Annotated in this window: 12 protein-coding genes; 9 read left to right on the plus strand and 3 right to left on the minus strand. The window is 69.3% G+C overall.

The window, feature by feature from the left end:
- The first annotated feature begins 244 nt into the window (after nucleotides 1–244).
- From ABTX18_RS31095 to mug, 7 genes are all read left to right on the plus strand, one after another.
- Nucleotides 245–1525 carry a cytochrome P450 gene (locus ABTX18_RS31095; protein ID WP_352126132.1) on the plus strand — a complete coding sequence of 427 codons (1281 nt, stop codon included), beginning with the start codon at nucleotides 245–247 and terminating at the stop codon, nucleotides 1523–1525.
- 142 nt (nucleotides 1526–1667) lie between these two features.
- Nucleotides 1668–2087, plus strand: a complete 420-nt coding sequence (locus ABTX18_RS31100; RefSeq protein WP_352126133.1) for a GNAT family N-acetyltransferase — start codon at nucleotides 1668–1670, stop codon at nucleotides 2085–2087.
- Nucleotides 2088–2343: 256 nt separating this feature from the next.
- Nucleotides 2344–3681 carry a hemolysin family protein gene (locus ABTX18_RS31105; protein ID WP_352126134.1) on the plus strand — a complete coding sequence of 446 codons (1338 nt, stop codon included), beginning with the start codon at nucleotides 2344–2346 and terminating at the stop codon, nucleotides 3679–3681.
- The gene (locus tag ABTX18_RS31110; RefSeq protein WP_352126135.1) at nucleotides 3678–4697 is read left to right on the plus strand and encodes a hemolysin family protein; all 1020 of its coding nucleotides are present in this window, start codon (nucleotides 3678–3680) and stop codon (nucleotides 4695–4697) included. The genes ABTX18_RS31105 and ABTX18_RS31110 overlap by 4 nt, the downstream gene beginning before the upstream one ends.
- Before the next feature lie 120 nt (nucleotides 4698–4817).
- Nucleotides 4818–5660, plus strand: coding sequence for an SGNH/GDSL hydrolase family protein (locus ABTX18_RS31115; protein WP_352126136.1), 843 nt, complete (start codon nucleotides 4818–4820; stop codon nucleotides 5658–5660).
- A gap of 108 nt (nucleotides 5661–5768) precedes the next feature.
- Nucleotides 5769–7211 (plus strand): adenylosuccinate lyase, encoded by a 1443-nt coding sequence (purB, locus tag ABTX18_RS31120; protein WP_352126137.1) that lies wholly within the window; start codon nucleotides 5769–5771, stop codon nucleotides 7209–7211.
- Between the two features lie 19 nt (nucleotides 7212–7230).
- Nucleotides 7231–7782 (plus strand): G/U mismatch-specific DNA glycosylase, encoded by a 552-nt coding sequence (gene mug, locus ABTX18_RS31125; protein WP_352126138.1) that lies wholly within the window; start codon nucleotides 7231–7233, stop codon nucleotides 7780–7782.
- 70 nt (nucleotides 7783–7852) lie between these two features.
- Here the strand turns inward: mug and ABTX18_RS31130 are convergent, their stop codons facing one another.
- The 3 genes from ABTX18_RS31130 to ABTX18_RS31140 all read right to left on the minus strand — a co-directional run bounded on the left by ABTX18_RS31130 (nucleotide 7853) and on the right by ABTX18_RS31140 (nucleotide 10117).
- On the minus strand, nucleotides 7853–8290 hold the full coding sequence (locus tag ABTX18_RS31130) for a hypothetical protein (protein ID WP_352126249.1): 438 nt from the start codon (nucleotides 8288–8290) through the stop codon (nucleotides 7853–7855).
- Between the two features lie 142 nt (nucleotides 8291–8432).
- Nucleotides 8433–9170, minus strand: a complete 738-nt coding sequence (locus ABTX18_RS31135; RefSeq protein WP_352126139.1) for an ABC transporter permease — start codon at nucleotides 9168–9170, stop codon at nucleotides 8433–8435.
- 2 nt (nucleotides 9171–9172) lie between these two features.
- A complete protein-coding gene (locus ABTX18_RS31140; protein WP_352126140.1) occupies nucleotides 9173–10117 on the minus strand; it encodes an ABC transporter ATP-binding protein in 945 nt (314 codons plus the stop codon).
- Nucleotides 10118–10224: 107 nt separating this feature from the next.
- Here ABTX18_RS31140 and ABTX18_RS31145 point away from each other — a divergent pair, with 107 nt between their 5' ends.
- Nucleotides 10225–11400 (plus strand): sensor histidine kinase, encoded by a 1176-nt coding sequence (locus ABTX18_RS31145; RefSeq protein ID WP_352126141.1) that lies wholly within the window; start codon nucleotides 10225–10227, stop codon nucleotides 11398–11400.
- 82 nt (nucleotides 11401–11482) lie between these two features.
- On the plus strand, nucleotides 11483–12133 hold the full coding sequence (locus ABTX18_RS31150; RefSeq protein ID WP_352126142.1) for a response regulator transcription factor: 651 nt from the start codon (nucleotides 11483–11485) through the stop codon (nucleotides 12131–12133).
- Nucleotides 12134–12163 lie beyond the last annotated feature (30 nt).

Genomic DNA, 12163 nt, shown 5'->3' on the forward strand with positions numbered 1-12163 from the left:
CCCCGGTGCACCCCCGCGCACCGCTGCCACCTGGCATATCACCGCCGTCTGCCGGCCCGGGCACGCCACCGCCGGCACCCGTACCGTCGAAGGATGAGCGACAGATACCGCACCCGGCCGCCCCCTTCTCCGAACAAGTGGTCATAATTCCTGGTCAGGCAGCCGAAGTCAGCGCAGTCGGCCACGTCCTGGCGGCGAATGCCTGCCAACCGACCAGATCTCGCGACGACTCATGGAGTGCACATTGAGTACGACGTTCCGTTCCCGTATCACCGCCCGGCTCGGGCGCACCTACCTGGCCAGGATCCAACGGCACGGAATCGGCTCCTCCACGATCAAACTGCTGCCGGAGGAACTGCTCATGCTCCTGCGCCGCGACGGTCTCGATCCCGTGAGCCGCGTGGCCACGACCCGGGCGAGCGCCCCGGTGTCCAGGGTGTCGCTGCCGTTCGGCATGGACGCCTGGGTGGTCACCGGGTACGAGGAGTCGAAGGCCGTGCTCGGTTCCGCCGAGGGGTTCAGTACGGACTTCGCCCACCTCGCCGGCAACGCCGGGATCGCGGCCGAGCAGAGCCCCGGCGGGCTCGGGTTCAGCGATCCGCCGGTGCACACGCGGCTGCGGCGCATCCTGACGCCGGAATTCACCATGCGCCGCCTGCGACGTCTGGCCCCCCGCATCGAGTCCATCGTCGAGGAACGCCTGGACGCGATGGGCGGCGCCCGCGGGCCGGTCGACCTGGTGCACGAGTTCGCGCTGCCCGTCCCCTCGCTCACCATCTGCGAACTGCTGGGCGTGCCGTACGAGGACCGGCACGACTTCCAGCAACTGGCCATGGACCGCTTCGACCTCTTCGGCGGGACGACCGCGCCCTTCGGCGCCATGTCCGCGTCGCTGGACTACTTCCGGGACGTGGTCAGGGCACAGCGCCAAAAGCCCGGGGACGGGCTGCTCGGCATGATCGTGCGGGAGCACGGAGACAGCGTCGACGACGAGGAGCTCGCGGGGCTCGCCGACGGAGTACTCACCGGCGGATTCGAAACGACGGCCAGCACGATCGCGCTGGGCTCGCTGGTCCTGTTGCAGAACGAGGACGTCCTCGACCGGCTGCGTGCGGACGACTCGATGACCGCGCCGTTCGTCGAGGAGGTGCTGAGGTACCTCTCGGCGGTCCAGATGGCCTTCCCCAGGTTCGCCCGTGAGGACATCGAGATAGCCGGGGTGGTCATTCCGCGCGGTGACATGGTCCTCTGCTCCCTGAGCGGCGCCAACCGCGATCCGTCGTACGTCACGGACGACGGCGGCTTCGATCCGCACCGCGCGACCGCCTCGGGTCATCTGGCCTTCGGCCACGGCATCCACCGCTGCATCGGGGCCGAGCTCGCACGCATGGAGCTGCGCGTGGCCTACCCGGCGCTGGCCAGGCGGTTTCCCGGCATGCGGCTCGCCGTCCCGCGTCAGGAGCTCAGCTTCCGGAAGCTGTCGATCGTCTACGGCATCGAGTCCCTGCCGGTGCACCTGCGCTGAGGGGTGCGGCGGGGGTGCACGGCTTCACGGCTGGGGGCGTGCGGCTGGGGTCGAGGCGGGCGACTGGGGGCGCGTCCGCGCACCTCCGTGTGGATCCGAAATCTGTTCGCCCGTCGGATCGGTGTTCTGCTTGGGTTGCCCCATGAGTGACCTTCACATTCGCTGCGCCGGCCCCGGCGACATCGACGACATCCTGCGGTTCTGGCCCGAGGCCGCAGAGGGCACGAGCATCAGCGACGACCGCGACGGAGTGTCGCGGCTGATCGTCCGGGATCCGGAAGCCCTGCTCCTCGCGGAGCGGGATGGCCTGCTCGTGGGAACGGTCATCGCCGGCTTCGACGGATGGCGCTGCCATGTCTACCGCCTGGCCGTGCATCCCGGATTCCGCCGGCAGGGCATCGCCACGGCGTTGCTGGAAGCGGTGGACGCCCGGTTCACCGCGCTCGGCGGCCGCCGGGCCGACGCCATGGTGCTGGAGGCCAACGCACGCGCACACCAGGCATGGGCCGCGGCCGGCTACCACCGGGAGGACCACTGGCGGCGGTGGGTGAAGCCGCTCTGAGGGCCGGGCGGGGTGGGAGCGGCCGGATTCGGAAACACTGTCCGGGAGCCCGGCACCCCTGTCCCGGCGCCCGGGACCGCCATGCGCGGTCCCGGCCCCACCACTCCACTTTGCCGGTCCTTTACTATGGGTGCTCCTCTGTCGATCCTTCCGAAAGGTGTGAGCGTCCGCCCATGGGCGAGCCTCCCAGTAGCCGATATCGCCGAGATCGCGCGATCCTCCCGCCCCTGCCCGATCATGGGACGGAGGTGAACCGATGACCGAAGTGCTTCTGCTGCTCGTGGCCGTACTGCTCTCCGTCGCCTGCGGCGCCTTCGTCGCGGCGGAGTTCTCCCTGACCACGGTCGAGCGCGGCCAGCTCGAACGGGCTGTGGAACGGGAGGAGCGCGGCGCCGCGAGCGCCATGAAGGCGGTACGCAGCCTCACCTTCCAGCTCTCCGGGGCCCAACTGGGCATCACCGTCACCAACCTGGTCGTCGGCATGCTCTCCGAACCGTCCATCGCGAAACTGATCCGTGGCCCGGTCGAGGCCGTCGGCCTGTCGCCCGGCGTCTCGTCGTCCGTGGCGCTCGTCATCGGCACCGCCCTGTCCACCGTGTTCCTCATGGTGGTCGGCGAGCTCGTCCCGAAGAACTGGGCCATCTCCTCGCCGCTCGCCATGGCGAAGGCGGTGGCCACCCCGCAGCGGGCCTTCACCGCTGTCTTCCGGCCCTTCATCAGCCATCTCAACAACACGGCCAACCGCATGGTGCGCCGCTTCGGGCTCGAACCGGCCGAAGAACTGGCCTCCGCCCGCAGCCCGCAGGAGCTGGTGGCGCTGGCCCGGCATTCCGCCAAGGCGGGCGCTCTCGAGGCCGACACGGCCGAGCTGTTCGTGCGCACCCTCAAACTGGCGGAGCTGACCGCTGAGAACGTGATGACGCCGCGGGTGCAGGTCACCGCGCTGGAGGCACAGGCGACAGCGGAGGATGTCGCCAACGCCACGAGGGCCACCGGACTGTCCCGGTTCCCCGTGTACCGGGGCAGCCTCGACACCGTTGTCGGTGTCGTCCACATCAAGGACGTACTGGCCATCCCTGCCGAGCGGCGGCCCCGCAAGCGGGTCTCGGACATGCTGCGCGAGCCGCTGCTCGTGCCGGAGACGCTGACCGTGGACCGGCTCCTGGACCGCCTCTCCGGCAAGCTCGCCATGGCGGTCGTCATCGACGAGTACGGCGGCACGGCGGGCGTCGTGACGCTGGAGGACATCGTCGAGGAGGTGGTCGGCGAGGTGCGGGACGAGCACGACCCCCACGAGACGCCTGATCTCGCCCCGGCCGGTGAGGACGCGGACGGACGCCGGCTGTGGTCGGCCGACGGCGCGGCCCGCACCGACCAGCTGGAGAGGATCGGACTGAGAGTGCCGGACGGACCGTACGAGACCCTCGCCGGTCTGATCGCCACGGAGGTGGGCCGGATCCCGGCCGTGGGTGACTCGATCGAGTTGGCCGGCTGGCGCCTGGACGTGGTGGACGCCGCCGGCCGGCGCGCCGCACGGGCTCTGCTGCACGCGCCGCTGCCCGGTTCCGACGAGCCGTCGGAGGACGAGCGATGACCGCCGTACAGCTCTTCATCGGCCTGCTGACCCTGGTCGTGAACGCCTTTTTCGTCGGTGCGGAGTTCGCTCTCATCTCGGTACGGCGCAGCCAGATCGAACCGCAGGCGGAGGACGGGAACCGGCGGGCGCGCAGCGTCATCTGGGGCCTCGAACACGTCTCGGCGCTGCTCGCGGCGGCACAGCTGGGCATCACCCTGTGCACGCTGGTCCTGGGCATCGTCGCCGAACCCGCCATCGCGCACCTGCTGGAGCCCGTCTTCGACGCTGTCGGGGTGCCGCACGGACTGGTCCATCCGATCTCGTTCGTGATCGCACTGTCGGTCGCGACCTACCTCCACATGCTGCTCGGCGAAATGGTGCCGAAGAACATCGCGCTGGCCGAGCCCGTGAAGACCGCGCTCCTGCTCGGGCCGCCGCTGGTGACCCTGGCCCGGGCGCTGCGTCCGGTGATCTTCGCGATCAACGCCTTCGCCAACGCGCTGCTGAAGCTGCTCAGGGTGGAGACGAAGGACGAGGTGTCGGCCACCTTCTCGGACGACGAGCTGGCCCGGCTCGTCAAGGACGCGGGCGACGCCGGGCTGGTCGACGACCGAGCGGCCGAGCGGCTGCACCACGCACTGGAACTGGGGCGCAGGCCGGTCCGCGATGTGGTGCTTCCGGTGGACCGGGTGATGTACGCGAGGGTCGGGACGACACCTGAGGAACTGGAACGGCTCTCGTCCGAGACGGGATTCTCGCGGTTCCCGGTCATGGACAGCGAACAGCGGATCCTGGGGTACCTCCATGTCAAGGACGCCCTGGACGTGGCGCCCCGCGACATGCCCTTCCCGGTGACAGCGATGCGCCCCATCGCGCGGGTACGGGCGGCGACACCGCTCGACGACGTGCTGACCGCGCTCCGGCGCAGCCGCACGCATCTGGCCGCCGTGCTGGACGAGGACAACCGGCTGGCCGGCATGGTGACGATGGAGGACGTGCTCCGCGAGTTGGTGGGCCGGCCCCGGTCGCGCTGACCTTGCACCACGGTTCCGCACCCTTCCTGAGGGTGCGGGACCGTCCCCGGCCCGGGCTGTCCGGGGCCTGCCGCCGCATCCGGGGAGGGTCTGCCCGCGCCGCGATACGATCGCAGAGCCATGGAAATAAATGCCGAATACACCAGTCTCGTCGCGGTAGGCGATTCGTTCACCGAGGGCATGTCGGACCTGCTGCCCGACGGTTCCTACCGGGGCTGGGCCGATGTCCTCGCCACCCGGCTGGCCACCCGCGCCCCCGGGTTCCGGTACGCCAATCTCGCCGTACGCGGCAAGCTCATCGGCCAGATCGTGGACGAACAGGTGGACGTGGCCGCCGCCCTGCAGGCGGACGTGGTGACGCTGGTGGGCGGGCTCAACGACACTCTGCGGCCCAAGTGCGACATGGGCATGGTCCGCGGCCGCCTGGAGGAGGCCGTGGAGCGTCTCGCCCCCTCGTGCAAGAAGCTGGTCCTGATGCGCAGTCCCGGTCGCAACGGACCGGTGATGGAGCGCTTCCGACCACGGATGGAGGAGCTCTTCTCCCTCATCGACGACCTCGCCGCACGGCACGGTGCGGAGGTCGCCGACCTCTACGGTGCGCCGGCGCTCGGCGACCCCAGGATGTGGGACGTCGACCGGCTGCATCTGACCGCCGAGGGCCATCGCAGGGTTGCGGAGGCCCTCTGGCAGACGCTGGGTCTGCCGCCGGAGAACGACTGGCAGACACCCCTGCCCAGCGAAGCCCCGCCGCGCTGGGCAGCGCGGCGCGTCGACGACGTGCTCTTCGCCCGCCGTCACCTGCTCCCCTGGATAGGACGGCGTCTGACCGGGCGCTCCTCGGGTGACGGCCGTTCCGGGGCGCACTTCAGCTCCGAGCTGGGGCGGGCCTACTGGGTCACCCCAGCGGACACCGATGCCCCGGGCCCCGTCGCCACGTGGCAACGCGTGGACGCGGGGGAGTAGCCGGCCGCGGTCTCCTGCGTCCGAGCCTGCGCGCTCGCTCGGGCTCGTAGCAACGCACAAACCGGGGGCGGCGTCGACCTGCATAAACCGCCAGTAGAATCTGCACACGTGACTGCTGTGTCTGCGAAGCCTCGCATCCCCAATGTCCTGGCCGGCCGCTACGCCTCTACGGAGCTGGCTGTCCTCTGGTCCCCCGAGCAGAAGGTGAAGCTGGAACGTCAGCTGTGGCTGGCGGTGCTGCGCGCCCAGAAGGACCTCGGGATCGAGGTACCCGACGCGGCCCTCGCCGATTACGAGCGTGTCCTCGACCAGGTCGACCTGGCATCGATCGCCGAGCGCGAGAAGGTGACCCGGCACGACGTCAAGGCCCGCATCGAGGAGTTCAACGCCCTCGCCGGCCATGAGCAGGTCCACAAGGGAATGACTTCCCGCGACCTGACGGAGAATGTCGAGCAGCTCCAGATCCGGCTGTCGCTGGAGCTGATGCGCGACCGCACGGTTGCGGTCCTGGCCCGGCTCGGAAGGCTCGCCGGTGAGTACCGCGAACTGGTCGTCGCCGGCCGTTCCCACAATGTCGCCGCGCAGGCCACGACGCTCGGCAAGCGCTTCGCAACGGCGGCGGACGAGCTGCTGGTGGCCTACGGACGGCTGGAGGACCTGCTGGGCCGCTACCCGCTCCGCGGGATCAAGGGCCCCGTCGGCACGGCACAGGACATGCTGGACCTGCTGGGCGGAGACGCCGCGAAGCTCGCCGAACTGGAACAGCGCATCGCCGGTCACCTCGGCTTCGCGCAGGCCTTCACCTCGGTCGGCCAGGTCTACCCGCGCTCGCTCGACTACGACGTGGTGACCGCCCTCGTACAGCTCGCCGCGGCGCCTTCCTCGGTCGCGAAGACGATCCGGCTGATGGCCGGCCACGAGCTGGTGACCGAGGGCTTCAAGCCGGGCCAGGTCGGCTCGTCGGCCATGCCGCACAAGATGAACACCCGCTCCTGCGAGCGCGTCAACGGCCTGATGGTCATCCTCCGGGGTTACGCGTCGATGACCGGTGAGCTGGCGGGCGACCAGTGGAACGAGGGCGATGTGTCCTGCTCCGTGGTCCGTCGGGTGGCGCTGCCGGACGCGTTCTTCGCGTTCGACGGTCTGGTGGAGACCTTCCTGACGGTGCTCGACGAATTCGGGGCGTTCCCTGCGGTCGTCGCCCGGGAGCTGGACCGCTACCTGCCCTTCCTCGCCACGACCAAGGTGCTGATGGGCGCGGTGCGCGCCGGTGTCGGCCGCGAGGTCGCCCACGAGGCCATCAAGGAGAACGCGGTCGCGTCCGCTCTCGCCATGCGGGAGCAGGGCACGGAGCGCAATGAGCTGCTGGACAAGCTGGCGGCGGACGAACGTATCCCGCTCGACCGTGCGCAGCTGGATGAGCTCATGGCCGACAAGCTCTCCTTCACAGGCGCGGCGGGCGACCAGGTCACCGCGCTCGTCAACCGGATCGAGGAGATCACCAAGCAGCACCCGGAAGCTGCGGGATACACGCCGGGCTCGATCCTCTGACGCACCGGGGCACCCGCCGATGACACCCGAAGAGCTCCTGGCCGCCCGTGACCGCATTGTTCCCGATGTGGCCGCGGGCGGCCTGCGCGTACTGTTCTGCGGAATCAACCCGAGCTTGATGACAGGTGCCACGGGCCACCACTTCGCCTTTCCCGGTAATCGTTTCTGGCCGGTGCTCCACCGGTCTGGGTTCACTCCGCGCCTCCTCAAGCCGAGTGAGCAGTCCGAACTGCTCGGCTATGGACTGGGCATCACCAATGTGGTCGCCAGAGCCACGGCCCGCGCCGACGAACTGTCCGCGGAGGAGTTCCGCGCCGGGGGACGGCTCCTCACCTCGAAGGTCGAGCAGTTGCGGCCGCGATGGCTGGCCGTCGTCGGGATCACGGCCTACCGGACGGCATTCGGAGAGCGGCAGGCCCGCATCGGGCCGCAGGACCGGCAGATCGGCGGGGCCCGTGTCTGGGCGCTGCCCAACCCCAGTGGTCTGAACGCCCACTGGACCGTGAGCTCCATGGCCGACGAGTACGGACGCCTCCGGTCAGCCGTCGACTCGGACGCCGCAATCCCGTGACGCTGCCGCTGCCGCTGCCCGGTGCCCCCGTCGCCCCACGACCGAGGTCACGGTCGCCCCGCCACACAGGTCACGGAGGATCGATCTCGGTCACCACCACGCTGAGCTCGCACCCGGGTCCCTCCTCCTCCAGATACAGGGCCAGGGCAATCCACCGGGTCTCCATGTGCCAGAGCCGGAGATATTCGCACCCCGCAACGGCCTCCGCCCACGGGTCGGGTATCTCCTCGCCGGACATCATTCGCTCCTGAGCACTCCACAGGCTGATCAGCTGTGGATCGCCCCAGCGTGCACCCAATACGGTGACCAGTGCCTCGTGCTCCGCGAGACACTGCGCACGGTGCTCCAGCCGCCCCGCCTCGTCGTCGTCCCAATGATCGTCGTCGGCGTGCAAGGACACCGTGTGGTAGCCGGGCCCGCTGACTCCCGAACCCGATCGGACACGATCCGCGGGAAACTCTCGCGTGCGCATCCCGTCGATGAGGCGGAGGTGATGTGCGGTGGTCATGCCGTCAGTAAACCGTCCGGCACTGACAACGGCAGGGTCGGCCTGCATTTTGAGATGCTTTCAGCCACCTTCGATCACCGCTGTCCTCAGCCCATGCGCTCTCCAGCCGCAGGACCTTCGGACGGCACCGGCCCGAAAGGCCCTAGGCATCCCGGCGTCGCAGTGCCCACCATCCGGCCAGCAACGCCGCCCCGGCCCACGCGGCGGTGACGGCCAGACCCGTCCACGGCCCGACGCTGCTCTCCGGATGCTGGTGCAGTACCAACTGCCCTGCGCGGTCCGGAAGGTAGTCAGCCGCACCGCCGGCGACGTCACCCACGACGAACGAGACGATCAGGATGAAGGGGATGAGCAGGCTGAGGACTGCAATCGCACTGCGCAACAGGACAGTCAGACCGGCGGCGAGGAGAGTCATCAGGGCGAGATATATGCCGCCGCCGACAGCGGCCCTCAGCGCGCCGGGTTCTCCCAGCCCGATGGCGTACTCCCCCATGAACCGCTGGCCGACCAGAAACGAGCTGAAGCTGGTGACCAGTCCTACGGCCAGGGCAGTCCCCCCGAGGAGCGACATCTTGACTGCGTAGAAGAGAGTGCGGCGCGGAACCGCAGCCAGCGACATACGCAGCGCACCGTTGACGTACTCGGACGAGATCGCTGTGGCTCCGAAACTTATGGCCGCGATCTGCCCGAAGTTCAGTGCGTAGAAGGCTCCGAAGACGAGATCCGCATCCGCGTTCTCCGCCTCGGCCCGGCCTACGGTGGCAAAGCTGAGGACGGTGACGCCCATGGTGGCGAGGAAGACCGCTGTCAGAGAGCCGGCGACGGAACGCACCGATCTGATCTTGATCCACTCGGAGTGCAGGACTGCAGTGGGTGACATGGTCAGGCCTCCTGTCGGGTGGTGGGGGCAAGAACGGCGGACTCGAACTCCGCAGCCCCCGCGGTGAGATCCAGGTACGCCTGTTCCAGCGTGGTCTGCTCGTCCATGAGCTGAAGAACCGGGATGCCCGCCGTCGCGGCGAGCGCGCCGATCTCGTGAGCTCTCGCCCCTTCGACGGTCCAGCCCCCGTCCTGGCTCTGATCGGGCCGGTATCCGTTGCGGCTCAGGGCCGCTTCGAGCCGAGCCGCATCTGACGCGTGTACCCGCACGCGCACCCGGAGCCGGCTCCGGGAATCGAGGAACTCCTGCATCGGGACGTCGGCCAGCAGACGGCCCCGCCCGAGGACGATCAAGTGGTCGGCGAAGGACGACGTCTCGTTCATCAGATGGCTGGAAACCAGGACCGTGCGGCCCTGCCGTGCCAGCCGCTTCATCAACTCCCGGATCCAGATGATGCCTTCCGGATCCAGCCCGTTCGACGGCTCGTCGAGCATGACCACCTCCGGGTCACCGAGCAGCGCCGCCGCTATGCCGAGGCGCTGGCGCATTCCGAGGGAGAATGACTTGATCCGCCGGCCCCCGACGTGAGCGAGTCCGGCCTCATCGAGGACTTCCTCAACTCGTGTCCCGCTCATACCGTTGCTCGTGGCCAGCGCGAGCAGGTGATCGCGCGCCGTGCGTGAGCCGTGGGCGGCCTGCGCATCGAGCAGCACCCCGACACGGCGAAGCGGATCATCCAGCGCCGCGTAGGCGCGCCCACCGATCGTGGCGGTGCCGCCGGTGGGCCGGTCCAGACCGAGGACCAGCCGCATGGTGGTGGACTTTCCCGCCCCGTTCGGCCCGAGGAAGCCGGTGACCCGGCCGGGCCGCACGCTGAACGTGAGACGGTCCACGGCGCGAGTCGCGCCGTAGTCCTTGGTGAGCTCGTTGACGTCGATGCTGGTCATGTCCTCAGCCTGGCCGCCGTACCGGGCGGTGGTCCTCCCCCGCTGGTGGGGATCATCTCCCTCGCTCGGGGGAGCCGCCGCACCGAGTTCGCTGGCACGATGGCAGCATGTTCAGCTTCCTCCGCCGCCCATTGACCTCACCGGTCACCTACACCCGGTGGCTGCATCTCCTTCTGCCCGGCGCCGCGGTGAGTGTCTGGCTGTTCATCTCGACGGACACACCGTGGGTGCCGGTCGTCCTCGCGGCTCTGATCGGGCTGATTCCCGGCATGCGCCTTGCCGAGGGGGTCCAGGCACAGCTGCTGCTCACGCCCGAGCAGCGCGGCGACCCGGAGGCGACCATCTCGGCCGCTCCCTCCACTTCGTGGTCCGAGCGGTGGCGGACCTCGCTCTGGCTGGAGATACGGCTGGTATGCGCCGCGCTGGCGGGGATGGCGACGGTGTGGCTTTCGGCCACGGCGGTCGACCTCATCCGCTCAGCGGTTGGTTCCGAACCGAGCGCCGAATGGTTCGCCGCCGGGCTGGGCACGCACTGGTGGGCTGCGCTCCTCGCGCCGGTTCCCTTGGTGATGCTGCTCGCCGTCGTCGTGAGCTGCGGAGAGCTGATCACCGCTGCCGCCCGATGGCTGCTCGGACCGACCCCGAAACAGCGGATGACCGCGCTGGAGGAGCGCACGGAGCAGTTGCTCGAGCGTAATCGGATCGCGCGCGAGCTGCACGATTCGATCGGGCATGCCCTCACGGTTGCCGTCGTTCAGGCGGGAGCGGCCCGGGCGGCGCACGACCCGGAGTTCACCGAGCGGGCGCTGGTGGCGATCGAGGAGACGGGCCGCGATGCGCTGGACGACCTGGAACGGGTACTGAGGGTGCTGCGTGAGTCGGGCACTCCGTCCGGGCAGCGGCCGTCGTTGAGCGAGGCGGATCGCCTGCTGGACTCCGCGCGCGGTTCCGGGGCGAAGGTCGATGCTGATGTGTCCGGTCCGTTGGAGCAGGTGCCGGCGCCGGTGTCCCGCGAGGGCTACCGCATCCTGCAGGAGGCGCTCACGAATGTCCTGCGTCATTCCGAATCGGTTGCGGTCCGTGTCCGCATCACCGTCGCCGGCGGCCGGCTTGAACTCCAAGTGACGAATCCGCTCGCGACTTCGACCGACACCACCGGGGGCGGAAACGGGCTGAGGGGAATCAGGGAGAGAGCCGCCCTGCTGGGCGGCAGCGCCAAGACGGGACCGTACAAGGGGGAATGGATGGTGCACGCGAGTCTTCCTCTGCACCACATACCTTGACCGGCGGCCCTCTACCTGGTGGAGGCCGCATACCTGACCGGAAGCCGCATACCCTGCCTCGGGTGCCGCATACCCTGGCCGGATGCCGGTTACCGTTCTTCTCGTCGGCGACGAACCTCTGGTCCGCGCAGGACTGCGCGCGGTCCTGGAAGCCCAGCCCGACATCGAGGTCGTGGGTGAAGCCGGTGACGGCGCCGCAGTGATCCCGTTGGTGCGTCAGCTGCGTCCCGACGTGGTGGCGATGGATGTCCGTATGCCGCTGATGGACGGCATCGAGGCGACTCGGGTGGTGCTGCGAACGGTCCCTGATCCGCCGAAGATCCTGGTCGTGACGACGTTCGAGAACGACGAGTACGTCTACGAGGCGTTGAGAGCCGGCGCTGACGGCTTTCTCCTCAAGCGGGCCCGGCCGGCCGAGATCGTGCACGCGGTACGGCTGGTGGCGGAGGGCGAGTCCCTTTTGTTCCCGGCCGCCGTCCGGCAGCTGGCCGCGGAGTACGGTACGAGCAAGGCGCGGGAGGCCATGGAGCGGGCTTCCCTCACCGAACGCGAAGCGGCCGTGCTGCGGCTGATGGCAAGGGGCCTGTCCAATGCCGAGATCGCCACCCGTCTCGTCGTGGGCGTCGAGACGGTGAAGTCCCATGTCAGCGCCCTTTTGGCGAAGTTGGGCGCTCGCGACCGCACCCAGGCGGTCATCGCCGCCTACGAATCCGGATTCGTCGCTCCCAGCTGACACCGGGTCTTGCCCGGCGGCCTTGCCGCC

Origin of the sequence: Streptomyces sp. NPDC096323, from assembly GCF_040302845.1 — a bacterium.
Classification (GTDB): domain Bacteria; phylum Actinomycetota; class Actinomycetes; order Streptomycetales; family Streptomycetaceae; genus Streptomyces.